19 protein-coding genes are annotated in these 24,350 nt (G+C 75.9%); 12 read left to right on the top strand and 7 right to left on the bottom strand.

The genetic code is table 11. From position 1 onward, the window contains the following. Nucleotides 1-2: 2 nt before the first annotated feature. Together D459_RS0103875 and D459_RS0103870 are read right to left on the bottom strand one after the other, a co-directional pair. Nucleotides 3-392 (bottom strand): DUF2784 domain-containing protein, encoded by a 390-nt coding sequence (locus tag D459_RS0103875; protein ID WP_017591683.1) that lies wholly within the window; start codon nucleotides 390-392, stop codon nucleotides 3-5. A gap of 109 nt (nucleotides 393-501) precedes the next feature. Continuing rightward, complete coding sequence (locus tag D459_RS0103870; protein ID WP_017591682.1) at nucleotides 502-1,395, bottom strand: DMT family transporter; 894 nt, start codon at nucleotides 1,393-1,395, stop codon at nucleotides 502-504. Between D459_RS0103870 and D459_RS0103865 the strand changes: the two genes are divergently transcribed. Next, nucleotides 1,394-2,851 carry an aminotransferase-like domain-containing protein gene (locus tag D459_RS0103865; RefSeq protein WP_017591681.1) on the top strand — a complete coding sequence of 486 codons (1,458 nt, stop codon included), beginning with the start codon at nucleotides 1,394-1,396 and terminating at the stop codon, nucleotides 2,849-2,851. The two genes, D459_RS0103870 and D459_RS0103865, sit on opposite strands and share 2 nt — an antisense overlap. Nucleotides 2,852-4,224: 1,373 nt before the next feature. Here the strand turns inward: D459_RS0103865 and D459_RS36490 are convergent. Then, complete coding sequence (locus D459_RS36490; protein WP_017591680.1) at nucleotides 4,225-5,109, bottom strand: hypothetical protein; 885 nt, start codon at nucleotides 5,107-5,109, stop codon at nucleotides 4,225-4,227. A 258-nt stretch (nucleotides 5,110-5,367) separates the two neighbouring features. Between D459_RS36490 and D459_RS0103855 the strand changes: the two genes are divergently transcribed. From D459_RS0103855 to map, 6 genes are all read left to right on the top strand, one after another. After that, the gene (locus tag D459_RS0103855) at nucleotides 5,368-6,648 is read left to right on the top strand and encodes a sensor histidine kinase (RefSeq protein WP_017591679.1); all 1,281 of its coding nucleotides are present in this window, start codon (nucleotides 5,368-5,370) and stop codon (nucleotides 6,646-6,648) included. 53 nt (nucleotides 6,649-6,701) lie between these two features. After that, nucleotides 6,702-7,349, top strand: a complete 648-nt coding sequence (locus D459_RS0103850; protein ID WP_394296689.1) for a response regulator — start codon at nucleotides 6,702-6,704, stop codon at nucleotides 7,347-7,349. A gap of 174 nt (nucleotides 7,350-7,523) precedes the next feature. Continuing rightward, entirely contained in the window at nucleotides 7,524-8,429 is a 906-nt protein-coding gene (locus D459_RS0103845; RefSeq protein WP_017591677.1) for an ABC transporter ATP-binding protein, read from the top strand. A gap of 11 nt (nucleotides 8,430-8,440) precedes the next feature. After that, nucleotides 8,441-9,175 carry an ABC transporter permease gene (locus D459_RS0103840; protein ID WP_241484952.1) on the top strand — a complete coding sequence of 245 codons (735 nt, stop codon included), beginning with the start codon at nucleotides 8,441-8,443 and terminating at the stop codon, nucleotides 9,173-9,175. Between the two features lie 2 nt (nucleotides 9,176-9,177). Further along, entirely contained in the window at nucleotides 9,178-9,930 is a 753-nt protein-coding gene (locus D459_RS0103835) for an ABC transporter permease (RefSeq protein WP_017591675.1), read from the top strand. 82 nt (nucleotides 9,931-10,012) lie between these two features. Continuing rightward, nucleotides 10,013-10,795: a type I methionyl aminopeptidase gene (map, locus tag D459_RS0103830; protein ID WP_017591674.1), complete on the top strand. Its 783-nt coding sequence runs from the start codon at nucleotides 10,013-10,015 to the stop codon at nucleotides 10,793-10,795. Between the two features lie 92 nt (nucleotides 10,796-10,887). Here map and D459_RS0103825 read toward each other — a convergent pair whose 3' ends face one another. Continuing rightward, nucleotides 10,888-12,870, bottom strand: coding sequence for a GTP-binding protein (locus D459_RS0103825; RefSeq protein WP_017591673.1), 1,983 nt, complete (start codon nucleotides 12,868-12,870; stop codon nucleotides 10,888-10,890). 1,402 nt (nucleotides 12,871-14,272) lie between these two features. After that, the gene (locus D459_RS0103820) at nucleotides 14,273-14,761 is read right to left on the bottom strand and encodes an Lrp/AsnC family transcriptional regulator (RefSeq protein ID WP_017591672.1); all 489 of its coding nucleotides are present in this window, start codon (nucleotides 14,759-14,761) and stop codon (nucleotides 14,273-14,275) included. A 139-nt stretch (nucleotides 14,762-14,900) separates the two neighbouring features. On the opposite strand from D459_RS0103820, the gene D459_RS0103815 reads away from it, so the two are divergent. Next, nucleotides 14,901-15,869: a threonine ammonia-lyase gene (locus D459_RS0103815; protein ID WP_017591671.1), complete on the top strand. Its 969-nt coding sequence runs from the start codon at nucleotides 14,901-14,903 to the stop codon at nucleotides 15,867-15,869. Between the two features lie 306 nt (nucleotides 15,870-16,175). Continuing rightward, nucleotides 16,176-17,759, top strand: coding sequence for an FAD-dependent oxidoreductase (locus D459_RS0103810; protein WP_051065306.1), 1,584 nt, complete (start codon nucleotides 16,176-16,178; stop codon nucleotides 17,757-17,759). Between the two features lie 310 nt (nucleotides 17,760-18,069). On the opposite strand, the gene D459_RS0103805 is transcribed toward D459_RS0103810, so the two are convergent. Beyond that, nucleotides 18,070-19,290: an RNA-guided endonuclease InsQ/TnpB family protein gene (locus tag D459_RS0103805; protein ID WP_026120030.1), complete on the bottom strand. Its 1,221-nt coding sequence runs from the start codon at nucleotides 19,288-19,290 to the stop codon at nucleotides 18,070-18,072. A gap of 400 nt (nucleotides 19,291-19,690) precedes the next feature. On the opposite strand from D459_RS0103805, the gene D459_RS0103800 reads away from it, so the two are divergent. The 3 genes from D459_RS0103800 to D459_RS37300 all read left to right on the top strand — a co-directional run bounded on the left by D459_RS0103800 (nucleotide 19,691) and on the right by D459_RS37300 (nucleotide 23,568). Beyond that, nucleotides 19,691-19,936 carry a hypothetical protein gene (locus D459_RS0103800; protein WP_017591668.1) on the top strand — a complete coding sequence of 82 codons (246 nt, stop codon included), beginning with the start codon at nucleotides 19,691-19,693 and terminating at the stop codon, nucleotides 19,934-19,936. Further along, complete coding sequence (locus D459_RS0103795) at nucleotides 19,933-20,727, top strand: ABC transporter ATP-binding protein (protein ID WP_017591667.1); 795 nt, start codon at nucleotides 19,933-19,935, stop codon at nucleotides 20,725-20,727. Before D459_RS0103800 ends, D459_RS0103795 begins: the two co-directional genes overlap by 4 nt. Before the next feature lie 228 nt (nucleotides 20,728-20,955). Further along, nucleotides 20,956-23,568, top strand: coding sequence for an FtsX-like permease family protein (locus D459_RS37300; protein WP_017591666.1), 2,613 nt, complete (start codon nucleotides 20,956-20,958; stop codon nucleotides 23,566-23,568). Here the strand turns inward: D459_RS37300 and D459_RS0103785 are convergent, their stop codons facing one another. Then, nucleotides 23,569-24,246 carry a GNAT family N-acetyltransferase gene (locus D459_RS0103785; protein WP_017591665.1) on the bottom strand — a complete coding sequence of 226 codons (678 nt, stop codon included), beginning with the start codon at nucleotides 24,244-24,246 and terminating at the stop codon, nucleotides 23,569-23,571. Nucleotides 24,247-24,350 lie beyond the last annotated feature (104 nt).

Here is a 24,350-nt window from a genome sequence, read left to right as displayed (position 1 = left end):
CCTCAGGAGCGGGCGGCGGGCTCCGGGGCGGCGGCCGGGCGGGAGCGGACCAGGCGGCGCACCGCGCCCGCCCAGGAGGCCGCGATCACCGCGGCGATGACGATCCGGGAGGTGAGCAGGTGTTCGCGGGGGTAGAGCACGCCGGTGAGGTAGTGGTCGATGAACCCCTTGTCCATCACCTCGCGGCCGGTGTGCAGCCGGGCCCAGTTCTCCAGCTCGGTCAGCACGCAGGGCCACTCGATGAGGACGATCCCCAGGGCGTAGGCGGCGACGGCGATGTGCACCGGGAGTGCGCGCGGGAACCGCCAGGCGAGGAACCCGCCGAGGACCACGTAGCCGAAGAAGGCGAAGTGCAGCAGCATCGCGGCGGTTCCGATGAGTTCGTAGGGCATACCGCGAACCTACGGAGCCGGGGCGCGCGGGGGATCCGCTCCGGTCCCCGGTCCGCGCTGAGTAGGGGTGCTCAGGCGGACCGGGGGCGGGGGTCGGCTACGCGGCCGGCTACTTCGCGCGCTGGGTGACGGCGATGCAGCCCAGTACCACCGCCGCGGCCACCGGGGCGGCCGGGGACAGCTCCTCGCCGAGCAGCAGCACCGCCCAGACCAGGGTGAGCAGCGGCTGGGCCAGCTGGATCTGGCTGGCCCGGCCCACGCCGATCAGCCCCATGCCGCGGTACCACACCACGAACGCGCCGAACTGGCTGACGGCGACCAGGTAGGCCAGGCCGGCCAGAGCGGTGCCGGTGAGGTGCACCGGCTCCAGGGCCAGGCCCGCCGCGGACAGCGGCGCCATCACCGGCAGGGAGAGCACCAGGCCCCAGGAGATGACGTGCGAGCCGGGCATCTCCCCGGCCAGCCGGCCGCCCTCGGCGTAGCCCGCCGCGCACGCCACCAGGGCGCCGAACAGGAACAGGTCGCCGAGGCCCGGGGCACCGCCGGTGCGCAGCAGGGTGAAGCCGATCACCGTGCCCGCGCCGACGGCCGCCGCGCCCCAGAACAGCGGGGAGTGCCGGCGGCCGGTGCGCACCGAGGCGAACGCGGCGGTGGCGATCGGCAGCGCGCCGATGACGACCGCGGCGTTGCCGGTCGAGGTCGTCTCCAGGGCCAGGGTGCTCAGCAGCGGGAACCCGACCACGCAGCCCAGTGCGACCACCAGCAGCCCGGGCAGCTGCTTCCGGGTGGGCAGCGGGGCGCGGGAGGCGCGCAGGAACGCGGCGGCCAGCAGCGCGGCCAGGCCGCAGCGGAGCGCCGTCGAGGTCCACGGTCCGAAGCCCTCCAGGGCCCAGGCGGTGGCGGGGAAGGTGAAGGAGAACCCCAGGACGCCGAGGGCCGCCGAGGCGGTTCCGCCGCGAACCGCTACCGAGCCGCGGACGGTAGCGCTATCATCTACTCTCATGAAAAAGAGTAGCAGTGTCCTCGAGCTCGCGTCCTCCCTCCGCCGCGAGATCGAGCGCTACTCCCCTGGTGAGAAGCTCCCGCCGAGCCGGAAGCTGGTCGAGCGGTACGGCGTCAGCCCGGTGACCGTCTCCCGCGCGGTGGCGGTGCTCGCCGCCGAGGGGCTCGTCACCACCCGGCCGGGCGCCGGCGCGTTCCGCGCCCGCCCCGCCCGGAGGGCCCGCCGCGACGGCGACACCTCCTGGCAGGAGGTCGCGCTCAGCGCGGAGTCGGCCGCCGCGTCGGGGGAACCGCTGCCCCGCGCCGTCGACGACGCCGGCGTCCTGGCCACCCTGGCCGCTCCCCCGCCCGGGGTGACCGGCTTCAACGGCGGCTACCTGCACTCCTCGCTGCGCCCGGAGCGGGCGCTGGCCGCCGCCCTGGCCCGGGCCGCGCGCCGCCCCGGCGCCTGGGGGCGGCCGCCGGTCGAGGGCGACGAGCAGCTGCGCGGCTGGTTCGCCCGGGAGATCGCCGGTCCGGACGGCCCGCTGGACGCCTCGCACGTGCTCGTCACCTCGGGCGGGCAGAGCGCGCTGACCACGGCGCTGCGCGCGCTCGCCCCGCCCGGCGCCCCGATCCTGGTCGAATCGCCCACCTACCCGGGGCTGCTGGCGGTGGCCCGCGCCGCTGGGCTGCGCCCGGTCCCGGTCCCGGTGGACGCCGACGGCGTCCGCACCGGGCTGCTGGAGGACGCCTTCCGCGCCACCGGCGCGCGGGTCCTCGTCTGCCAGCCGCTGTTCCAGAACCCCACCGGCGCCGTGCTCTCCGCCGAGCGCCGCGCCGAGGTGCTGCGCATCGCCCGCGCCGCCGGCGCCTTCGTGGTGGAGGACGACTTCGCCCGGCACCTCGCGCACGCCGACGCCGGGGCGCTGCCGCCCACGCTGGCCGCCGACGACGAGCACGGCACGGTGGTGCACATCTGCTCGCTGACCAAGGCCACCTCGCCGAGCATGCGGGTGGGCGCGCTCGCCGCGCGCGGCCCGGTGCTCCGCCGGCTCCGCGCCATCCAGGTCGTGGACAGCTTCTTCGTGCCCCGCCCGCTGCAGGAGGCCGCCCTGGAGCTGGTCGGCTCGCCCGCTTGGGTCCGCCACCTGCGCGCCGTCGCCGCGGGGCTGGCCGAGCGCCGTACCGCCATGGCATCGGCCCTGCTCACCGAGCTTCCCGGGCTGCCCCCGCCGGCCTTCCCGGTCGGCGGCTACCACCTGTGGCTGCGCCTGCCCGACGGCGCCGACGAGACCGCGGTCACCGCCGCCGCCCTGCGCGCCGGCGTCGCGGTCGCCCCCGGCCGCGCCTACTTCCCCGCCGAACCGCCCGCACCGCACCTCCGCCTCTCCTTCGCCGACACCGCCGGCACCCCGGAGATCACCGACGGCGTCCGTCGCCTGCGCACCGCCCTCACCGAGACCGGCCTGCTCTGACCTCGCCGCCCCGAAAACCGGCACCGGCAGCGGCAGCGGACCGTCAGGGCCACCGGCGACCACCGAGAGCACGAACGGCCCGGGACCGTGGGCGGGCGGCGACGGCAGAGGTAGGGGCGGGGCGGGGGTGGTCGCCCGGGCGCGGCGCCTCACGGGGTGAGGGTTCAAGCGGGCGGCGAAGGCGGGCAGGGCACCGGCTGGTCGGTCGGGTGCGGCAGAGCGGGTGGGGGCGGTCGGGGCGGGGTAAGGGGGGCGGGTTCGCCGTTTCCGCGTCGCCCCGGGCGCCGTTGCCGGCCGCTCTTGAAACCGCTTCCCCTCCCTGACCTGGGTGAATACTTAGGGTGATGGTGGGGTGGGGTGCCCTGCGCACCGCGAGAGCACCCCGGTGATTTCTGGGCGCGCATCCCGGCCCGGATCGGCCCCCGGGAGGCCCGAATGGCTCTGATCGGGCCGGTGTTCGGGGGTTCGAGCCGCCCGGAAGGCCGGGAAGTAGGGGGCCGGAACCCAGGAGGGGCAGAGGTGGGGGCGAGATGTCGTATTCGTCCCCTCGGTTGGCCACTCTGGGTGATCGGTGAGGGGGCGATGGGGGCCTGGGGGCTTACTACTCGCTGGTAGATGTAATCGGGGTGCTCTCGCGGTGCGCAGAGCGCCCCCGCCTGCCCCCGTTCCCTGCCGCGAACCGGGCATAGGGGATAAGGCCACCCCCTGGCGGGAGCGCGCGCCGGGCCGGGCCGGTGAACGCGGCGCCCGGCCCACTGCCGCCTTCGCCGCCCGCTTGAACCCCCGCTCCGCGAGGCGCCGCACCCGACCGACCGGCCGGTCCCCCTCCCCACCCTCGCCGCCTGCTTGAACCCCCGCTCCGCGAGGCGCCGCACCCGGCTGGGGCGCCCGGCCCCGTCCCTACCGCTGCCGTCGCTGCCCGTCTTGACCTTCGCTCCGCGAGACGCCGCGCCTGGGTGACCGGCCGGCACGCTCTCCTGCCGTCGCTGCCCGTCTTAGCCTCCGCTCCGCGGGGCGCCGCGCCCGGGTGGCCGCCTTCGCCCCGGCCCTGCCCGTGCCGTCGCCGCTGCTTGAACCCTCACTCCGTGGGGTGCCGCGCCGGACCGACCGGCCGGTGCCCTGCCCGTCGTCGCCGCCTGCTTGAAGCCCGGCCCCGCGAGAGGGCGCGCCCGCCCGACCGGCCGGCACGCCCTCCCGCCGTCGCTGCCCGTATTGACCCCCGCTCCGCGGGGCGCCGCGCTCGGGTGATGCCTGGACCTTGCCCCTGCCGCTGCCGTCGTCGACCGCTTCACCCGGGCAAACGCCGCCATCGGATCTGCGGGGTCGCCCGCTTGCCGGCTCGATCGACCAGGGGGCCGGCAGTGCCGACCTGCTCACCGCTCCTGGAGGGGGCGAGCCGGGCTGAACCGGTCGTTGGCTTCGCCGGGCCCGGACTGGGCGGCCTGCCCGCCCGGTTCGGTTCGCAGTGGTCGGTGTTCTTCCTGGGTGCGCCGGTCGGAGCGGTCCGCTCCGGCCGTGCGGGGCTGAGGTGGGGCCGCCCGGTGCCGGCCGGGGGTTCGCGGTGCTCGGGGAAGGGGGACGGGCGGCGCGGCCGGCCGCCCCTCCCCCGGGGCCGACGCCGGGACCTGGGCCGGGGCCGCCGGGTCCTGGGGCAGGACGGCGGATGAGTCCTGGTCGGGGGCGGCGGGCGGGACGAGGCGGGCGCCCAGGGCTCCGGCGGCGACGACCAGCGCCCCGGCGGCGAGCACGATGTCCTTGAAGACGTACTGGGCCTCCAGCGTCGGGACGCCGCCCGGGAACAGCTCGCCGAAGAGCAGCACCAGTGGCGACAGGATCCCCACCAGTGCGGCGGCGAGGACGGCCAGGCCGGTCTTGAGCAGCTTCCCGGTGATCAGGGTGAGTCCGATGAAGCATTCGACGACCGCGGTGGCCGCCATCGCGGCGCCCCCGGTCAGCAGTCCGAAGGTGAGCGTTTCGACGGTGGGCACCACCAGGTCCTCGGCGGGACTCGCCCCGGGGAAGAACTTGAGCGCGCCGAACACCAGGAAGGTCGTGCCCAGGCTGACCTGCATCAGGCCGATGCCGTACCGGGCGAGCAGCCGGGCGCCCCACAGCACCGGCCGGGCGGTGCGGGATGCGGCGCGGGCGGTGGTTCCGGCGGAGGTGTCCGGCGTGGTCGCGGCCTCGGTGCGCGGTGAGGTCGGGACCGGGGGTGGAGTCGTGGCGGCGGTGGCGGAGGAGCGGGGAAAACGTCGCACAGAAGTACTCCGAGGGTCCGGGCCTGCAGGCCCCCCTTAATTGACAGGAAACTTTCCTGTTTATTTCAGGCGACGGTAGAGCCGCCCTCGGCCGCTGTCAACGTCCTGTTGCACTGCAGACCGCAGAGGGCGCCGGGGGCGCCGAACCGCCCGCCCTCGGCCCCGGAGGGGAACCGGTCCGGGCGGCCCCGACCGGGGCCCTGGGCCGCCCGCATGCGCACGGAGCGGCAGGCGGCCGCAGCGGTAGACTCCCGGCGGATGACGGGAGAGACGAGGACGACGAGGACTCGGCGTCCGCGTCACGGCGCGCAGGCCGTCGCGGACCCGGACGGCGCCCCGGGGGCGTGGCTGCGCCGGCACCAGTGGGCCTTCGACGCCCTGCTCACCGCGGCGGTGTTCGCCTACAACCTGCCGGTCCAGGCGGGCTACCTCCCGGCGGATCTGCCCTCCGGCGCGTGGCTGCTGCTCCCGCTCGGCCTGTGCGCCCCCTACCTCCTCCGCCGGAGGTACCCGCTTCCGGTGTTCGGGGCCGTCCTGCTGGCGGCCTGGGTGCAGACGGCGCTCGGCGTCGGGCCCCTCGCGGCCGACGTGATGGCGGCGTTCGCGCTCTACAACGTCGCCGTGCGCTTCCGGTGGCCGGTCTCGGTCCCGGCGGCCGGCGCGGTGGTGCTCTGGCTGCTGGTCTCGCTGGGGCCCCGGCTGGACGAGTACCACCTGTCCATCGGCGACCTGGGGCTGCTGCTCCTCGCCGCCGTGTGGGCGTGGACGTGGGGCACGCTGGTCCGCGTCCGGGGCGAGCACACCGCCGGACTGCGGGAGCGCGCACTGCAGCTGGAGCGGGAGAAGGAGGCCCGGGCGAGGATCGCGGCCGCCGCCGAGCGCGCCCGGATCGCCCGGGAGATCCACGATGTCGTCTCGCACGGTCTGAGCGCGGTCGTGCTGCTCTCCGAGGGCGCAGCGCTGAAGGTGCGCAGCGAGCCGGAGCGCGCGGAGCAGGCGATGCTGGCCGTGCGGGACGCCGGCCGCGGCGCGCTGGCCGAGATGCGCCGGATGCTGGACGTGCTGCGGAGCGGGGAACCCGGCCCGGACGCGCCCCCGCCCGGGGCCGCGCGGATCGAGCACCTGGTCGAGGAGGCCCGGGCCTCCGGCCTCCCGGTGCGGCTGACCACGGCCGGGGAGCCCGCGGAGGAGCCGCCCGCCGGCCTCGCCCTGGCCGTGTACCGGGTCGTGCAGGAAGCGCTCACCAACGCCAGGAGGCACGCCGGCCCCCGGCTGAGCCGGGTCGACGTCGAGCTGCGGCACCGGCCCGGGGAGGTCGAGGTGCGGGTGGCCGACGACGGGCGCGGCGCGGACGCCGCCCGCGACGGTACCGACAGCGCCGACGGTGTCGATGGCGCCGGCGGCGGGACCGGCGGCGGCCACGGCCTGGCCGGGATGCGGGAGCGGGTCGCCGCCCACAACGGGCGGTTCCGGGCCGGGCCGCGGCCCGGCGGCGGGTTCGAGGTGGTGGCGGTACTGCCGACCGGAGGGAAGAAGTGACGATACGCCTCGTGCTGGTCGACGACCAGCAGCTGGTCCGGCTCGGGCTGCGGATGGTCCTGGAGGAGCGGCCGGAGGTCGAGGTCGTCGGCGAGGCCGGCGACGGCGACTCCGCGCTGGAGCTGCTCCGCACCGTCCGGGCCGACGTCGTGCTGATGGACGTCCGGATGCCGCGGATGGGCGGCGTCGAGGCGACCCGCAGGATCACCGCGGGCGGCGGGCCGCGGGTGCTCATCCTGACCACCTTCGATCTGGACGAATACGCCTACGACGCGCTCCGGGCGGGTGCGAGCGGCTTCCTGGTCAAGGACGCGCCCCTGGACGAGCTGGTCTCGGCGATCACCCGCGTGCACCTCGGCGACGCGGTGGTCGCCCCCAGCACCACGCGCCGCCTGCTGCACCACTTCACCGGGGGCCCGAGGCCCGGGAGCGGGGCGTCCGGGAGCGGCGAGCCCTCCCCGGCCCTGTCCCCGGCCCCGGCCGGCCGGCGGATCGAGGGGCTCACCCCCCGGGAGCACGAGGTGCTGCGCCTGGTCGCGCGGGGCCTGTCCAACGCGGAGATCGCCGCACACCTGGTCGTGTCCGAGGGCACCGTCAAGACGCACGTGGGCCGGATCCTCACCAAGCTCGACCTGCGCGACCGGGTGCAGGCGGTGGTGCTGGCCTACGAGACCGGCCTGGTGGAGGCCGGCGAGCCCTGACCGCAGGCGCCGCCGGCCCCGAGGCCGCTCTCCCCCGCCCCTCGCCTGCGGGCGGTGCCCGGCCGCCTATGCCCCTGGGCGTACGCGGGCGCCGCCCTCCTCCCTCGGCAGGAGGGCGAAGATCCGCCGCCGGGCAGACGATCCGCACGGCCGGGCCCCGGCACAGTGGCGTGCATGCCCGACATCGTCACCACCGACCGGCTCGCCAAGCGCTACCGGGAGCACCCCGTCGTGCACGACCTCGACCTGCGCATCCCGGAGGGGTGCGTGTACGGATTCCTCGGCCCCAACGGGTCGGGCAAGTCCACCACCATGAAGATGCTGCTGGGGCTGGTGCGGCCCAGCTCGGGCGAGATCCGCATCGGCGGCCGGCCGATGCGGCGCTCCACCAGGCGGGAGCTGCTCGGCGGGATCGGCTCGCTCATCGAGACCCCTCCCGGCTACGGCCACCTCACCGGCCGGGAGAACATGCGCCTGGTCCAGCGCCTGCTGGGGCTCGGCGACGGGCAGGTCGCCCGCGCGGTGCGCACCGTCCGGCTCCAGGACCACCTGGACAAGAAGGTCCGCGCCTACTCGCTGGGCATGAAGCAGCGCCTGGGCATCGCGATGGCGCTGGCCCGCGAGCCCCGGCTGCTGATCCTCGACGAGCCGACCAACGGCCTGGACCCCGCCGGCATCGAGGAGATCCGCGGACTGCTCCGGCGCCTGGCCGGGGACGGGGTGACGGTGATGGTCTCCAGCCACCTGCTCGGCGAGATCGACCGGACCGCCACGGTGCTGGGCATCCTCGGCGGCGGCCGGCTGCTCTTCCAGGGCACCCGCGCCGAGCTCTTCGCCCGCTCCGCCCCGGACGTGCTGATCGACACCCCCGACCCGGCGTACGCGCACTCGCTGCTGTCCGGGGGGTTCGAGAGCCGGCTCGACGGGACCTCGGTCCGGCTGGCCGGGCTCGACGACCGGGCGACGGCGAAGGCGGTCGCGCACCTGGTCGGGGCGGGGGTCGACGTCCACGGGGTGCGCCGCGGCGAGCGGTCGCTGGAGGACGTGTTCATGGACCTCACCGGGGGCGGTGGCCTGTGATCGGGCGCGCGGTGGCGAACGAGTTCGCCAAGATGCGCGGCCTGCGGGTCGCGGCGGTCGCGGGGACCCTGATCGCCTGCACGGCAGGGCTGTCCCTCCTCACCGCGGTCACCGCTCCGGCGTTCGCCGATCCGGCCGGGGAGCGGTCCTGGGAGCCGCTGCTGGCGAGCATGGCGCTCGCGGTGCCGCTGGCCTCGCCGGTGCTGCTGGCGGTCCTCGCCTCCCGCCAGGTCGACATCGAGCACCGGGGCGGCGGCTGGCTGCTCTCCCAGACCTCCGGGATCACCCCGGGGCGGCTCTGCCGGATCAAGTTCGCCGCGCTCGGCTGCGTGGTGTCCGCGGCGACGGCGCTGCAGAGCCTGCTGCTCATCGGGGCGGGCGTGCTGCTGGGCGTCGCCGCCCCCGTTCCGGTGGGGGCGTGGGCCGGGTACACCGCCTCGGTCGCGGTGGTCAACCTCGTCCTGCTCGCCCTGCACGTCCTGGTCTCGGCCCGGGTCGACAACCAGCTGGTCGGGCTGGGCCTCGGGGTGCTGGGGTCGGTGCTCGCCGCGACCGCCACCGGGCTGCCGCCCTGGCTCGCGCACACGTTCCCGTGGGGGTACTACGCGCTGGCGACGGCGGCCGACTACCGGGACGGCGCCCTGGTGATGCTCGCCCCGGACCACTCGGCCGTCGCGGCCCTGGGCGCGGCGGGGGCCGCCCTGTTCCTGCTCGCCACCGCCCTGTTCGACCGACGGGAGGATTGACCATGGGTGCCGTCCGCGCCGAGTTCCTCAAGGTGAAGCGCTCGCTGAGCTGGGTCGTGGTGCTGCTGCTCCCGGTGGCCCTGGTGCTGGTCGGGACGGTCAACACGGTCGTCTCCGGTGAGCGGCCGGAGGAGGGCTGGCACACGCTGTGGCTCCGCTCGGTGGTCCTCTACGGCCTGTTCCCGCTCACGGTCGGCATCGGGGTGCTGGCCTCCCTGGTGTGGCGGGTCGAGCACCGGGGCGGGAACTGGAACGCGCTGATGGGCGGGCCGACCCCGGCGCTGCGGATCGTGGCGGCCAAGGCCGCGGTCGTGTCCGCGCTGGCCGCCGCGATGCAGGGGGTGATGCTGGCGGCGGTGGTCCTGGCCGGGAAGCTGGTCTTCGCGCTGCCCGGGCTGCCTCCGGGCAGGTACGTCCTGATCAGCGCCGTGATCGCGGCGGCGTGCGTGCCCGTGGCGGTACTCCAGTCGGGGCTGTCGATGCTGATGCGCTCGTTCGCCGCCCCCGTCGCGATGGCGTTCCTCGGCGCCGCCGGGGCGATCGTGCTGCTCATGCTCGGGGCCGGCGCCGCCGCGTCCGCCCTGCCCTACGCCCTGGTCGGCCGGGCGACGCAGCTGGGCACCGGGACCTTCGCCGACACCGGGGCCCTCACCCTGGGCGGCGCCGCTTCGATCGCGGGCGCCGCGGCGCTCCTCACCGGGGTCCTGATCGCGGCGTCCGCCCTGCTCCTGGACCGGACCGACGCCCGGGCGTGAGCGGCGGCCCGCCCGGATCGTCGATTCTAAGGCTGGTATAGTATGGCCAGCCTAGTTATCGACCGCTTGAGAAGGGCGCCGCATGATCGAGATCCTCGACCCCACCCAGCTGGCCCGGGCCAGGGACACGGGCGCCCTGGTCGGCGACATCCTGCAGACGCTGAAGGGCCGCGCCGAGGCCGGCACCAACCTCCTGGACATCGACCGGTGGACCAAGGAGATGATCGACCGGGCGGGGGCGGAGTCCTGCTACGTCGACTACGCGCCGTCCTTCGGCCGCGGCCCGTTCGGCCACTACATCTGCACGGGCGTCAACGACGCCGTGCTCCACGGGCTGCCGCACGACTACACCCTCGCCGACGGCGACCTGCTCACGCTGGACCTCGCCGTCGCCAAACGCGGGGTCGCCGCGGACGCCGCGATCAGCTTCACCGTGGGCGGCACGGAGCCCCCGGAGAACACCGCGATGATCGGCGCGACCGAGCGCGCGCTGGCCGCGGGCATCGCGGCCGCCGGCCCCGGGGCCCGCATCGGCGACATCTCCCACGCCATCGGCACGGTCCTCCGCGAGGCCGGGTACCCGATCAACACCCAGTTCGGCGGGCACGGCATCGGATCGACGATGCACCAGGACCCGCACGTCCCGAACACCGGCCGGCCCGGGCGCGGACCCAAGCTGCGCCCCGGGCTGCTGCTGGCGCTGGAGCCCTGGATCATGGCCGACACCGCCGAACTCGTCACCGACGCCGACGGGTGGACGCTGCGCAGCGCGACGGGCTGCCGGACGGCGCACAGCGAGCACACCATCGCCATCACCGACGACGGAGCCGAGATCCTCACCCTGCCGGAGCAGGCGCGGCGGTGAGGCCGGAGGCCCGCGCTCCCCGCGTACGCGGGAGGGGCCGCCGATCCCGGCCGGCGGCCCCTCCCCTGCGGCGCCGGAGGCCGGCCCGGAGGTCACCCCTTCCGGGAACCGGCGTTGTTCAGCCAGATCATGTACTCCGCGCGGTCCAGCGGGTTGCCGTCCGTGCGGGGGCGGCGGGGCGGGTCCCCGCCGACCGGGCGGGTGACCAGGACGCCCTCGCCGCCGGTCAGGCCCGGAAAGGACTGCTGCAGCGGGTGCGCGGCGCGGGCCGGAAGGTCGCCGGTGAGGTGCCACTCGCCCCCCTTCTCCCCCGCCGGGGCCGACTCGCGGACGCGGGCGCCGCTGCGGGACAGGGCGGCGGTGACCGGGCCCAGGGCGTCGGCGGGGACGTCCGCCTCGAAGGCGTGCACGGGCTCGTGGACCCGGGTCCCGGCCCGGTGCAGGGCGCGCATCAGCACCAGCGGGGTCAGCGCGCGGAAGTCGGCCGCCGTACTGAACACCGAGGAGAAGCCGCTGCGGACCAGCACCACCTCGCAGCCGGCCACCGGCCAGCCGTAGAGGCCCTGCTCCAGGGCGAGGTGGACGGTCTCCTCGATGGCGCGGTCGAAGGCGGCCGGCAGCGCCCCCAGCTCCACCTCCCGGGTGAACCGGACGCCCTCCCCTGCCGCCGGCGCGACGCGCAGCCCGATCGAGGCCCAGAAGCCGTCCTGCGGTTGGGAGTCCATGGTCTCCACCGCCTCGCCGACGCCGGCCACGTACTCGGTGTGCACGGTGCGGCCGGGTTCGAAGACCGCCTTCACCCCGAAGTCCTCGGCCAGCGTCGCGGCGATGACCTCCTTCTGCACCTCCCCGTAGAGCAGCACCGCCGCCCCCTCGCCCGGGACGGTGCGCACCCGGATCAGCGGGTCCTGCTCGGCGAGCGCACTCAGCGCCGCGTGCATGCGCGGCGCGTCGGCGGCGTGCACCGGGCGGGCCACCGACTCCAGCGAGGGGCGGGCGAAGCGCGCGGCCCGCGCCCCCGGTGGCGGCGGCCCCAGCCGGTCGCCGACGCGCAGGCCGGGCGGTCCGCCGATGCGGCCGATCTCCCCGCCGGTCAGTGCCCGGCCCCGGTCGGTCTCGGCGCCCACCACCTCCAGCCGGGTGATCCGCCCCTCGTGCGGCGGGGAGCCCGGATCGGCCCGGTCGAAGGCGACCCGGGCCCGGGGCTCCAGCCGGCCGGAGAAGAGCCGCAGGTAGCCGGTCTTCTCCCCGGAGGGGGCGCGCTCGACCGCGAACACGGTGCCGCGCGGCCCGCCGTCCTCCGGGTCCTCCGCCCCGAGTCCTCCCGCCGGGAGCAGGCCGGTGACGGCGGAGATCAGCGCGTCCACGCCGGCGCCGGTGATCGCCGAGCCGAACAGCACCGGGTGCACCAGGCCCCGGGCGGTCTGCGCGGCCAGCCGCTCGGCCAGCTCCGCCGCGGGCGGCAGCGGCAGGTCGTCCACGACCGCCGCCAGCAGGCCGTCGTCGTGCTCGGCGAGGACCTCCGCGGCGCGCAGGGCGAACACCGGGTCGGCCAGGGAGAACGGCACGGTGCGCGCGCCGGGCGTGCCCGGCTCCTCGACCGCGCCGAGGGCGAGCGCGTTCGGCGCCAGCCGCCGCCGGACGTCGGCCAGCACGCCCTCAGGGCGGGCGCCCGCCCGGTCGGTCTTGTTGACGAAGAGCAGCGCCGGCAGCCCGGCCTCGCGCAGGGTGCGCATCAGGACGCGGGTGTGCGCCTGCACCCCCTCCACCGCGGAGAGGACGAGGACCGCGCCGTCGAGCACGGCGAGGGCGCGCTCCACCTCGGCGACGAAGTCGGTGTGGCCGGGGGTGTCGATCAGGTTGACCCGGGTGCCGCCGACGGTGAACGGGGCGACGGCGGCGCGCACGGTGATGCCGCGCTCGCGCTCGATGCGCCCGGTGTCGGTGCGGGTGTCGCCGGCGTCGACCCGGCCGAGCCGGTCGATCGCGCCGGTGTCGAACAGGAGCCGCTCGGTGAGGCTGGTCTTACCGGCGTCGACATGCGCGACGATGCCGATGTTGAGGGTCGGGGCCATGGGCGGTGGTGTCCTCGGGAATTCGAGAGCGGAAAAGGGACTCGAAGACTCCGCAGGACCGCCGCACGCCGCTGCTCCTCACTCTCGGTGACCGAAGACGGCCCAAGGTTGGACCACGTCCGGGGCCGGGCGCAACAGGTTTTCCACCCCCCGCCCCCGATGATCATGGCGGCGCGGCCCTATCGAACCGGGTGGTTTCCAGCGTCTGTTCCAACACCGCACACCAGAGGACAGGAGGACAGGAGGACCGGCCGGTCGGCCGGGCGCGGCGCCTCGCGGAGCGAGGGTTCATACCGGCGGCGACGGCGCGGGCAGGGGCGCGGTCGGGCGCCTCGGCCGGGTGTCGGGCCCCACGGGGTGGCGGTTCAGGCTGGCAGCGAGGGCGGTGGTGGGGACCGGCTGGTCGGTCCGGTGCGGCGCCTCGCGGAGTGCAGGTCAAGACGGGCGGCGACGGCAGCGGTGGGGCGGGGTGCAGGCGTCGCCCGGGTGTCGGGCCCCACGGGGCCGGGGCTCAAGCGGGCGGCGAGGGCGGCGGTGGGGGGACCGGCCGGTCGGTCGGGTGCGGCAGAGCGGGCTGGGCGGTCGGGGCGGTCCGGGGTGGCGGGTTCGCCGTTCCCGCGTCGCCCGGGCGCCGGGGCCGGCCGCCCCTGAATCCGCTACCCCTCCCTGACCTGGGTGAATGCGTAGGGTGATGGTTGGGTGGGGTGCCCTGCGCACCGCGAGAGCCCCCCGGTGATTCCCGGGCGCGCATCCCGGCCCGGATCGGCCCTCCAGGGGTCCGAATCGCCTCGGTCGGGCCGGTGTTGGGGGGTTCGAGCGGCCCGGAAGGCCGGGATGCAGGGGGCCGGAACCCGGGGAGGGATGGCGCGGGGGCGAGATGTCGTATTTGCCCTGCCGGGAGGGCCCGCCTTGGCCACTCCGGGTAACCGGGGAGGGGGCAATGGGGGCTTCGGGGCTTACTACTCGCTGGTAGATGTAATCGGGGTGCTCTCGCGGTGCGCAGGGCGCTGCCGCTCCCGCCCGTTCCCCGCCGCGAACCAGGCATATGGGGATAAGGCCCCCTGGTGGGTGCGGGCCGGGCCGGTGAACGCGGCGCCCGGCCCCTCCCGCCGTCGCCGCCCGCTTGAACCCCCGCTCCGCGAGGCGCCGCACCGGACCGACCGGCCGGTCCCCCTCCCGCCCTCGCCGCCGGTTTGAACCCTGGCCCCGCGAGATGCCGCGCCCGGGCGACGCCTGCACCCTGCCCTTACCGGCGCCGTCGCCGCTGGTCTTGAGCTTCGCTCCGTGGGGCGCCGCGCCCGACCGGGCGGCCGGCGCGCCCTCCCGTCCCCGCCCCTCCCCGGGTTCCTCGTTGCAACGGCCACTTGACGACAGGCCGCCTTGATAGGCCGCACCGTCATGATCATCGGGGGCGAGGAGGCTGCAGCGGCAGGGCCAGCCCCGACTTCACCGTCTCGTAGGCGGGCAGCGTCTCGTACCGGTGCACCCCGGTCCCGGGGCCGAACAGCTCGGCGGAGAGCTCCCGGTTCTCCGCGATGTCCCGGGAGAGCAGCAGGACCACGTAGTCCCATTGCCCGATGATGCCGAAGCACTGCTGCACCGCCGGTTCGGCGCGCAGCCGGTCGCGGAACGCGGCGTGCCGGGCCGGGTCGTCGTCGACCAGTGCCACCAGCACGACCGAGCCCAGGCCGACGCCGAGGGCCCGCTGGTCGAGCACGGCCACCTCGGCGCGGATCACCCCGGAGGCGCGCAGCCGTTTCAGCCGCCGCTGCACCGCACTGGGCGAGAGCCCCACCTCGTCGCCGAGCTCGTGCAGCGGGCGGCGGGCGTCCCGCTGGAGCAGGCCGAGCAGGCGGCGGTCCAGGTCGTCGAGGTCGGGATCGGTGCGCACGCAAGAATCTTGCACGCGGGGCCGGAAACATTCAATCGGCGCCCGGGCCGTCCGCCCTAGCGTGGCCGTTGAGCGCCCCGGACGGTCCGACCGCCCAGGACGGCGCCCGCATCCGCCGACCGGAAGGGACCGAGCGACCATGCCCCAGCACCGAACCGAGACCGGCCCGGAGGCCGCCGCCGACCTGGACCTGCAGAACATCGCCCGGGCGCGGGAGGTGATCGACCCGGTGTTCCTGGACTCCCCGCAGTACCGGGAGGCCGCCCTGGAGGAGCGGCTGGGGCGCCGGGTGCTGGTCAAGGTGGAGACGCTGAACCCGCTGCGCAGCTTCAAGGGGCGCGGGGCCGGGTTCGCGGCCGCGCAGGCGCCGGCCGGCGCCGAGCTGGTCTGCGCCTCCGGCGGCGGGAACTTCGGCCAGGCGGTGGCCTACGCCGCGCGGCACCGCGGGATGACCGCGACGGTCTTCGTGCCCGCCACCGCCTCGCCGCTGAAGACCGGGCGGATGGAGGGCTTCGGCGCCCGGGTGCACCGGGTCGGCGGCGACTTCCAGGCGGCGGCCGCCGCCTACGCCGAGGACGGCCCCGACCGGGTGCTCCTGCAGGACGGCCGGGACGCCGCCATCGCCGAGGGCGCCGGCACCATCGGTGCGGAGCTGCTGCGCACCGGCGGGTTCGACGCGGTGGTGCTGCCGCTGGGCGACGGCGCGCTGGTCACCGGGGTCGCCCGGTGGGTCAAGGCGCACGCCCCCGGGGTGCGGATCATCGGCGCGGGGGCGGCCGCCGCACCCGCCCTGGCCCGCGCCTGGCGCACCGGGGTGCCGGAGCCGGTCGCCCCGTCCAGTACCTTCGCCGCGGGCATCACCATCGCCCGGCCGCACCCCGAATCGGTCCGCCGCACCCGGGCCCTGGTCGACGAGGTGGTCCTGGTCGACGACGGGCGGATCCGCTCGGCGATGCACCTGGCCGCCGAGACGCTGGGGGTGCTGCCCGAGCCGGCGGGCGCCGCGGGCCTGGCCGCGATCGAGGCGCACGATGTCCCCGGCCCGGTCGCCACCGTCGTCACCGGGGCCAACGCCGACCTGGAGCACTTCCGCGGCCTGGGGGGATGAGCCGATTCGAGGGCGGTTCCGGGCCGGCGGTATGGCCGTTTCCCTTCGGCGGGCGGAATGTCTCCTCCGTTGGGCGGAAGGGGGAATGGCGGATTCGCGGAGAAAGGGCGGTGCGGACGCTCTGAACTGCACTGATGCGAAGAAAGGGCGGTATTCCCGGCCCCTCCGGAACCGGTCCGTCGGGCCTTTTCGGGGAACCGGTCGACCGCAACCGGTGAGGGGGTCGGAAAAGGCGATTGCGCGGGAAGCGCGGACGGGTAGGGCAGAGACCGCTTCCCTCGTACACTGTTCTTTTAGGTGGTCCGATTGGCAGAGAAAACGGCCCTTTCCGCGCAGAACAGGGTGGGACCCGACGACCCGCGCTACCCCTCGCTGAGCCGCGGCTTCAACCAGCGCTGGATCGCCCGCCCGAGCGAGATCATGGTGGTCCGCACACCGGAGGAGACCCGGCAGGCCCTCGCCGAGGCGCTGAAGAAGACCGGCAACGGGCAGGACAGGCGCATCACGGTCCGCTCCGGCGGCCACTGCTACGAGGACTTCGTGTGCAGTGACGACGTCGGGGTGATCATCGACGTCAGCCCGATGTGCGGCATGCACTACGACGAGGAGAAGGAGGCGTACTGCGTCGAGGCCGGCGCGACCAACTGGCACGTCTACAGCCACCTCTACCCCGAGACCGGCCTCGCCCTGCCCGGCGGCTCCTGCTACTCGGTGGGCCTGGGCGGGCACATCACCGGCGGCGGGTTCGGCCTGCTGTCCCGGCAGTCCGGGCTCACCGTCGACTACCTCTACGGGGTCGAGGTCGCCGTCGTCCGCCCCGACCACAGCGTCGAGCTGACCACGGCCACCAGGGACGACGACGACCCCAAGAAGAAGGCCCTGTGGTGGGCGCACACCGGCGGCGGTGGCGGCAACTTCGGCGTGGTGACCCGCTTCTGGTTCCGGGACGTCCCCAAGCCCCCGAGCGAGGTGCTGCTCTGCGCCCTGGCCTGGGACTGGGCGGACTTCAAGGACAAGAGCGACTTCCACGCCCTGCTGACCGCGTTCGGCGGCTACTTCCAGAAGCACCAGGACCCGGAGACCCCGGAGGGCCGCCTGTTCGCGATGCTCAAGCTCAACCACGTGAGCAACGGGCAGATCGGCATGACCGTCCAGCTCGACGCGGGCGCCGAGGGCGCGAAGGAGGTCATGGACCGCTTCATCCGCACGGTGGACGGCGGCATCCGGCCGCCCGCCACCGAGCAGCGGAGCACGATGGGCGAGCACCCGCCGATCGCCCGGATGAAGCGGCCCCGGCGGCTGCCCTGGCTCACCGCGACCCAGTCCCTGAACGGCTCCGGCGAGAACCGGTGCGGCAAGTACAAGTCGGCCTACATCCGCAAGCCCTTCACCGGCGCCCAGATCGACGCCATGTGGAACCACCTGGGGAAGGGGGAGGACCGGTTCAAGCCGGGGAGGTACGACAACCCCGACTCCCTGATCCAGATCGACTCCTACGGGTCGGCGATCAACGACCCGGAGCTGGCGACCGCGACGGCGGTGCCGCAGCGCGACTCGATCCTGAAGATGCAGTACCAGGTGTACTGGTTCCCCGGGGACGAGAAGGAGGCGGACTACGTCGACTGGATCCGCCGGACCTTCCGGGCCACGTTCAGCGCCACCGGAGGAGTGCCCAAGACCTACTCCGGTACGGGCGACCACAACACCGACGGCTGCTACATCAACTACCCCGACGGCGACCTGCCGGGCCCGGAGGCCGACGGGGCCGCCGAGCCCTGGCCCGTCCTGTACTACAAGGACGCCTATGCGGACCTGCAGCAGGTGAAGTCGGACTGGGACCCGCACAACGTGTTCCGGCACCACCAGTCGGTCCGCCCCAAGGGCGGGTGAGGCCGGGCCGCGGCGGCGCCGCCCCTGACCCCGCCGGCGCCGCCGCGGCCCCTCCGCGCCCTGGTCCGGAGCGGTGCCGGGCCCGGAGCAGAGGGGTGGCCCTCCCCTTGCCTTTATGTAAGGAAACACTTACGTTGATCGCATGTCAGCGCTCGACGTCCTCTCCGACCGTTGAGTGAATCTCAGCGTTCCTCTCGCTGGTCTTCATTCCTGCTTCACCGACCGCCGCCGGCTCCGAAGAGCGAGGTCTCACACGGTCTCCACGAGGCGTTTCTCCTCTCCGGGCAACTTCCCGGCGAGGGTTTTGAGGTCAAGCGTCTGTGTCGGCGAGCATCGAGTCCAGGAGGTTCCCGGCCGCGTTGTGGTCGCGGTCGTGTACGGCGCCGCAGCCGGGGCAGGCCCAGGTGCGGTCGGCCAGGATCAGGACGCGGTTGATCCGCCCGCACTCCCCGCACGTCTTCGAGCTGGGGAACCAGCGGTCGGCCCTCCACACCCTCGAGCCGTACCAGCCGGCCTTGTACTCCAGCTGGCGGACGAACTCGGCGAATCCGGCGTCGGTGACGGCGCGGGACAGCCTGCGGTTCTTGACCATTCCCTTGACGTTGAGGGTCTCCACCGCGACGGCCGACTTGGTTCTCGTCAGCCAGGTGGTGGTCTTGTGCAGGAAGTCCCGCCGCCGATCGGCCACCCGCAGGTGCAGCCGCCCGACGCGCTCGCGCGCCTTGGCCCTGTTCTTGGAGCCCTCAGCCGAGCGGGAGAGCCTGCGGCCGGCGCGCTTGAGCGCCCGCTGGGCCGCCTTCAGCGGTTTCGGGGCGTGGATCTCCTCGGTGGTGCCGTCGCTGCTCTTGATCACGGCGAAGGTCTTCAAACCGAGGTCGATCCCGCAGGCGGGAGCACCATCGGGCGCCTGGCGGCGTTTGTCGACGTCGTCGCGGTCCACTTCGATCTGGAAGGAGACCCACCACCGCCCGGCCTGCTCGCGGACGGTGGCGCCGAGGATGCGCGCCCTTCCGGTGGCCGTCCGGTCGGTCAGCCAGGACATGTCCTCACGCACGGCCACATCCCCGATCGCCGGGAGGCGCACGGTGCGGGCATCGAGCGGCTTGGCGCGGTCGGCGTCGTAGCGGAACCGGGAGCCGTGCTTGCGCCTGCGCCACCTCGGCCACCCCACCCGGGTCCCCTTGCGCTTCCCGGCGCGGGAGGCGAAGTAGTTCTTCAGACCGGCCGCCCGGACCCGGCACGCCTCCTTGGGGATGCGGGAGGACAGCCCGCCCTGGGAGAACCAGGGGTAGCGCTTCGGGTGGGCGGCGCGCCACTCCCTCTCCAGCGCCGGGGCCGACCACGGCACCTTGGTCAGGCCGTCACCGGTGATGCCGTAGCTCTCCTCGGCCTTGCGCTGGGCGTACTTCTTCCGCACCGTCTCCAGGCAGAAGTTCTCCACCACCCGCGACAACCCGCAATGCCGCCCCATGGCGACCGCCTGCCCCCCGGTGGGCGCCAGCTCGAAACGCACCCCCTGCTTATGGCTCACGAGCAGTCCTCCTGTACGGCCGATGCCTTCCCGGCCCGGCGGCGGGCGGCCCGCCTGCCGTACAGACGGGTGCGAATCGATGCCGCTGCATCGGCCATGTCATACACCGGGTCCTCTTCCGCCCCGCCTTCACCCATGACCCGCAGGATAGGGCCCGGCACTGACAGTAAAGATTCGATGCGGTCCGGACCGGGCAGGTCGGCCGCAGTGTTCGACCGCGATGCCCCGGGGCCGACGCTAAAGGTGTAGCCCGCTCCACCACCGGGGTGTCGTGCGCAGGGCGGCGGATGGGCGGGGCCGCAGGATCGCCCCGGGCGCAGGCGGATCCGTAGCTTCGTGGGGCATGGGGCGGCCGTCCGGCCGCCCCGGAGACCGCCTTCGAGAGCTGCGAGGATCCGCCATGCCCGACCCGTTCCGCATCGACACCTCCCCGGAGCCGGCCCCCGCCCCCGCACCAGCCGGCGGCGGGGTGCTGGACGCCCTGCTGACCGCCGTGCTGTGGGCGGTGGCGGCCGCGGGCGTGGCGGGCAACGTCGTCTGCTCCGCGATCGGCGCGCACCCGCTGATCGGCGCCTGCTTCGGCGCCCCGGCCCTGATCGCGATCATCGCGCTCACCGTCCGCGCGGTGCGGCGGAGGCGGCGGTGATCCGGCGGCGCGCGGCGCGGGCCGCCGCAGAGGCCGCGCGGGCCCTGCCCGCCGACCCGGACGCCGCCGTCCTCCTGCACGACGTGCACCGCGGCTACACCGACGGCGACGGCGTCGTCTCCGCGCTCGCCGGGGTGTCGCTGCGGGTGCCGACGGGGGCGTTCCTGGCCGTCATGGGCCCCTCCGGGTCGGGCAAGAGCACCCTGCTCAACTGCGCCTCCGGGATGGACGTCCCGACCTCGGGCACGGTGCGGATCGGCGGCGCCGACGTGGGCGCGCTCGCCGAGCCCGAGCGCACCCTGTTCCGGCGGGACCGGGTCGGATTCGTCTTCCAGGCATACAACCTGCTGCCCGCCCTCACCGCGGAGGAGAACATCACCCTGCCGCTGCGGCTGGCCGGGCGCGCACCGGACCGGGAGTGGCTGGGGTCCCTGGTGGAGCGGGTCGGCATCGCGGACCGGCTGCGGCACCGGCCCGCCGAGCTCTCCGGCGGCCAGCAGCAGCGGGTCGCGATCGTCCGGGCGCTGGCCGCCCGCCCCGCCGTCGTCTTCGCCGACGAGCCCACGGGGGCGCTCGACGCGGCGGGGGCGGCGCGCATCCTCGGCCTGCTCCGGGAGGTCGTCGACGAGCTCGGCCAGACCGTGGTCATGGTGACCCACGACCCCAAGGCCGCCGCCCGCGCCCACGCCACCGCCGTCATGGCCGACGGCCGCATCGACGGCGTGCTGCACTCGCCGGCCCCCGCCGACCTCGCCGCCCACCTGGCCTCCCTGGAGCAGGCCCGGGCATGACGCCCCGGCCCCGCACGCGCGGAGGCCGCGGAGGCGGCCCCGCCGGGCCCCTCGATCCTTCGGGCCCCGGGCCCGCACGGAAACCGACCACGCCGATGGCGGACCGGCCGAAGCGGTCCCCGACGTTCATCGCCCCGGGCTTCCGGCGGCCGTCCGGCGCGTTCCCTCCCACCCCCTGACCGGTATGACCACGGCCCGCACCGGGCCTCTTCGAAGGAGAAGCAGACCATGGCCGAGAGCGACCACGACACCTCCCCGCCCCGAAGGGAGGGAACCGTGGCGGCGCTCGCGCTGAAGTCGGCGCGGGGCGGAATCGGCGGGCTGGTCGCGGTGGCCGTCGCGGTGCTCGGCGGCGCGCTGCTGGTGACCGCCGGCGGGGTCCTCGCCGAGACGGGGCTGCGCTCGCACCCGCCGGCCGAGCGGCTGCCCGCCGCCGACGTGCTGGTCACCGGGGAGCGGTGGCTGGCCCAGGAAGAGGACTTCGACGTGGCGCTGCCGGAGCGGGCCGGGGTGCCCGACTCCCTGGCGGCCCGGCTGGGCGCGCTGCCCGAGGCGGCGGCCGCCGTCGGCGACGTCGGCTTCCCCGCCGCCGTGGACGCCCCCGGCGGCCCGGTCTCCGCCGCCGACCCCCGCACCGCGGGCCGGGCCTGGTCCGCGGTGCCGTTCTCGCCCCGCGCCCGGGTGGAGGGCGCGCCGCCGCAGGGCGCCCGGGAGGCGGCGCTGGACGCCGCCACCGCCCGCGCCGCCGGGGCCGCCGTCGGCGACGAGGTGCGGATCAGCGCGGCCGGGCGCACCGCGCGGTACCGGGTCTCCGCCGTGGTCGACGGCGCCGGGACCGGCGTCTTCTTCGCCGACGGCGAGGCCGCCGCGCTCGGCGGGCGGGACTCCGGCCCGCGCGCGGGCACCGCGGACCTGGTGGCGCTGCGCGCCGCCCCCGGGGTCTCCGCCGATGAGCTGGCCGGCGCGGTCCGGGCGGAACTGGGCGGCGCGGACGGCCTGGAGGTGGCCGCCGGCGCGGAGCGCGGGGACGCCGAGTCCCCGGCCGGCGGCGCCGCGCGGACGACCCTGGTCGCCATCGCCGCCTCCGGCGGCGGGGTGGTGCTGATCGTCGTCGGCTTCACCGTGGCCGGGGCCCTGTCGGTCTCCATCGCGGGCCGGCGCAGGGAGCTGGCGCTGCTGCGGGCCGTCGGCGCCACGCCCCGCCAGGTCCGCCGGATCGCGGTGGTGCCGGCGGTGGCGGCCGCGGCGGCGGCGCTGCCGTTCGGGGCCGCCGCCGGCTACCCGGCCGCCGACGGGATGCGCGGCCTCCTCGCCGGCCTGGGCGCGGTCCCCGCCGGGCTGCCGCTCGCCGCGGGGCCGCTGCCCGCCCTGGCCGCGGCGGTACTGCTGCTCGCAACCGTGTGGGCCGCCGCCTCGGCGGTCTCCGGCCGGCCGGCGAAGGCGGCGCCGGCCGGGGCGCTCGCCGAGTCGGAGGCCGAGCCCCGGGCGCCCCGCCCCTGGCGGGCCCGCGCGGGCGGCGCGCTGCTGCTCGCCTCGGCCGGCATGGCGGTGACCCCGCTGCTGCTCGGCGGCTCCGAGGAGGGCGTCATCGGCACCGCGACCGGCAGCCTGGTGGGCGTGGTCGGGATCGCGCTGGCCGGGCCGGCCGCGATCCGCGCGGCGAGCGGCGCGGCCGCCCGGCTGCTCCCGGCCCGCACCTCGCCGCTGACCTGGCTGGCCGTGCGCAACCTGCACGGGTACGCCTACCGGTCGGCGGGCGCGGTCTCGGCGCTGGCGATGGCGGTGGCCTTCGTCCTGGCGCAGGTGTACGCCAACACCACGCTGCTGCAGGCCGGGGCGGAGCAGCGGGCGGCGGGGACGCCGTCCGGGATCGAGCTGACCGCGCCCGCGGCGGGCGGCGTCCCGGAGGGACTGGAGGCCGAGGCCGCCGGGGTGCCCGGGGTGGCCGCGGCCGCCACCGCCACCCCGACCACCGCGATCTGGCGCTCCCGGGAGTTCGGCTCGGACCGGGAGGCGCTCACCGAGCTTCCCGCGACCGTGCTGGGCCCCGGCGCCTCCGGCGTGATCGACCCCGGGGTCACCGAGGGGGACCTGGGCCGGCTCACCGGGGACGCGGTCGCCCTCGGCGCCTCGTTCGCGCGGTTCCACGGGATCGGGGCGGGCGACCGGGTCTCCTTCCACCTGGGCGACGGCGCCGAGGTGGAGGCCGAGGTCGTCGCGGTCTACCGGCGCGAACTGGGCTTCGGCCGGATGCTGGTCTCCCGGGACCTGGCGGCCGGGCACATCACCGGCGACCTGGACGCGTCCCTGCTGGTCCGGGCCGAGGACGGTGGTGCGGGGCGGGCGCGGGAGGCGCTGGAGCGGGCCGCCGCCGGCCACCCGGGGGTGCGGGTCGGCGGCGCGGACGCGGCGGGCGCCCCCGCCGGCGGCGTCCAGGCGAACACGGCGGTCAACTTCGCGGTGCTGGGGGCGCTGCTGGGGTACGTGCTGCTGTCGGTGGCCAACCGGCTGGCCGCGCAGACCCTGCAGCGCGGCCCGGAGCTGGCCGCGCTGCGCTCGATCGGGATGACCCCTGGGCAGGCCCGCTCGCTGCTGCGCCGGGAGGCGGCGATGCTGGCCGCCGCCGCGGTCGCGGCCGGCCTGCTCGCCGCGGCGGCCCCGCTGGCCCTGGCCGGGATCGGGTTCCTCGGCCGCCCGTGGCCGGGCGGCCCGCCCTGGGTGCCGCTCGCCGCCGCCGCGGTGGTCGCCGTGCTCACCTGGCTCTGCACCGAGCTGCCCGGCCGCCGCCTGCTCACCGGCGCGGACCGGAGGGGGGCGAGGCTCCGCCGCTCCCGGGGGTGATCAGCCGGCGGGCGGCGGGTCGATGCCGAGGACCGGGAGGCATTCGCGGACGGCGACGAGTTCGATGTCGTCGCGCCGCCGCCCGGCCCACCGCTCGCGGGTCAGCCTCCACTGCCTGATCTGCGCGGGCTCCCCGCGCCGGGTGTCCCAGGTGACGCCGTTCGGCGCGTAGCCCAGGGCCTGGGAGACCCCGTTCGAGGCGTGGTTGTCGAAGAACGCGTCGCTGCCCGCCTCGCGGGCCCCGAGCCCGTCGAAGGCCAGGTGCAGCACCGCCTGCCGCATCTCCTTGCCCAGGCCGCCGCCGCGCAGGTCCGGGTCGAGCCAGGAGAACGTGGAGACCGTCCCGTACAGGGCGAAGTCGGCGCCGGTCAGATCCTGCATGCCCACCGGTTCGCCGTCGACGACCACGACGAAGTACAGGCGCCAGAGGTCCGGGCCGACCCGGCCCCGGCCGCGCCACACGCTCCGCAGCCAGCTCCACTCGCGCTCCCGGCCGTCCTCGTAGAGGGACATCGGGTCGTCGAAGGGCCACGGGGGCCCGGTGGCCACGCCCTTGCGGACCACCGGGAGCAGGCGCTCCAGGAGTTCGTCCGTCGCCCCCATCAGGGACAGCCGGGGCGTGTGCACCCGCACGTTCAGCGGGGGGTAGGGGGAGAGGGGCGAGGCGGTCGTCGGCATGGGCGCCACCCTAGGGCCGGCCGGCGCGGCGCGCACCGCCTTTTTCGGCCCGGGATCCGGGCCCGGAGCCCCTGGGAAGAGCGCCGCCTCCCGCCGGCGTGCCG

This window comes from Nocardiopsis potens DSM 45234, from assembly GCF_000341105.1.
GTDB lineage: Bacteria > Actinomycetota > Actinomycetes > Streptosporangiales > Streptosporangiaceae > Nocardiopsis_A > Nocardiopsis_A potens.
Note: the sequence above shows the minus strand (reverse complement) of the source record. Positions and strands in the feature narration are given on the sequence as shown.

Coding starts and splice junctions, on each gene's coding strand:
- D459_RS0103850 (WP_394296689.1), top strand. CDS start 6,702: ATGGTCCTGGAGGAGCGGCCGGAGGTCGAGGTCGTCGGCGAGGCCGGC.
- D459_RS0103875 (WP_017591683.1), bottom strand. CDS start 392: ATGCCCTACGAACTCATCGGAACCGCCGCGATGCTGCTGCACTTCGCC.
- D459_RS0103825 (WP_017591673.1), bottom strand. CDS start 12,870: ATGGCCCCGACCCTCAACATCGGCATCGTCGCGCATGTCGACGCCGGT.
- D459_RS0103855 (WP_017591679.1), top strand. CDS start 5,368: ATGACGGGAGAGACGAGGACGACGAGGACTCGGCGTCCGCGTCACGGC.
- D459_RS37300 (WP_017591666.1), top strand. CDS start 20,956: ATGGCCGAGAGCGACCACGACACCTCCCCGCCCCGAAGGGAGGGAACC.
- D459_RS0103865 (WP_017591681.1), top strand. CDS start 1,394: ATGAAAAAGAGTAGCAGTGTCCTCGAGCTCGCGTCCTCCCTCCGCCGC.
- D459_RS0103835 (WP_017591675.1), top strand. CDS start 9,178: ATGGGTGCCGTCCGCGCCGAGTTCCTCAAGGTGAAGCGCTCGCTGAGC.
- D459_RS0103815 (WP_017591671.1), top strand. CDS start 14,901: ATGCCCCAGCACCGAACCGAGACCGGCCCGGAGGCCGCCGCCGACCTG.
- D459_RS0103870 (WP_017591682.1), bottom strand. CDS start 1,395: ATGAGAGTAGATGATAGCGCTACCGTCCGCGGCTCGGTAGCGGTTCGC.
- D459_RS0103845 (WP_017591677.1), top strand. CDS start 7,524: ATGCCCGACATCGTCACCACCGACCGGCTCGCCAAGCGCTACCGGGAG.
- map (WP_017591674.1), top strand. CDS start 10,013: ATGATCGAGATCCTCGACCCCACCCAGCTGGCCCGGGCCAGGGACACG.
- D459_RS0103785 (WP_017591665.1), bottom strand. CDS start 24,246: ATGCCGACGACCGCCTCGCCCCTCTCCCCCTACCCCCCGCTGAACGTG.
- D459_RS0103800 (WP_017591668.1), top strand. CDS start 19,691: ATGCCCGACCCGTTCCGCATCGACACCTCCCCGGAGCCGGCCCCCGCC.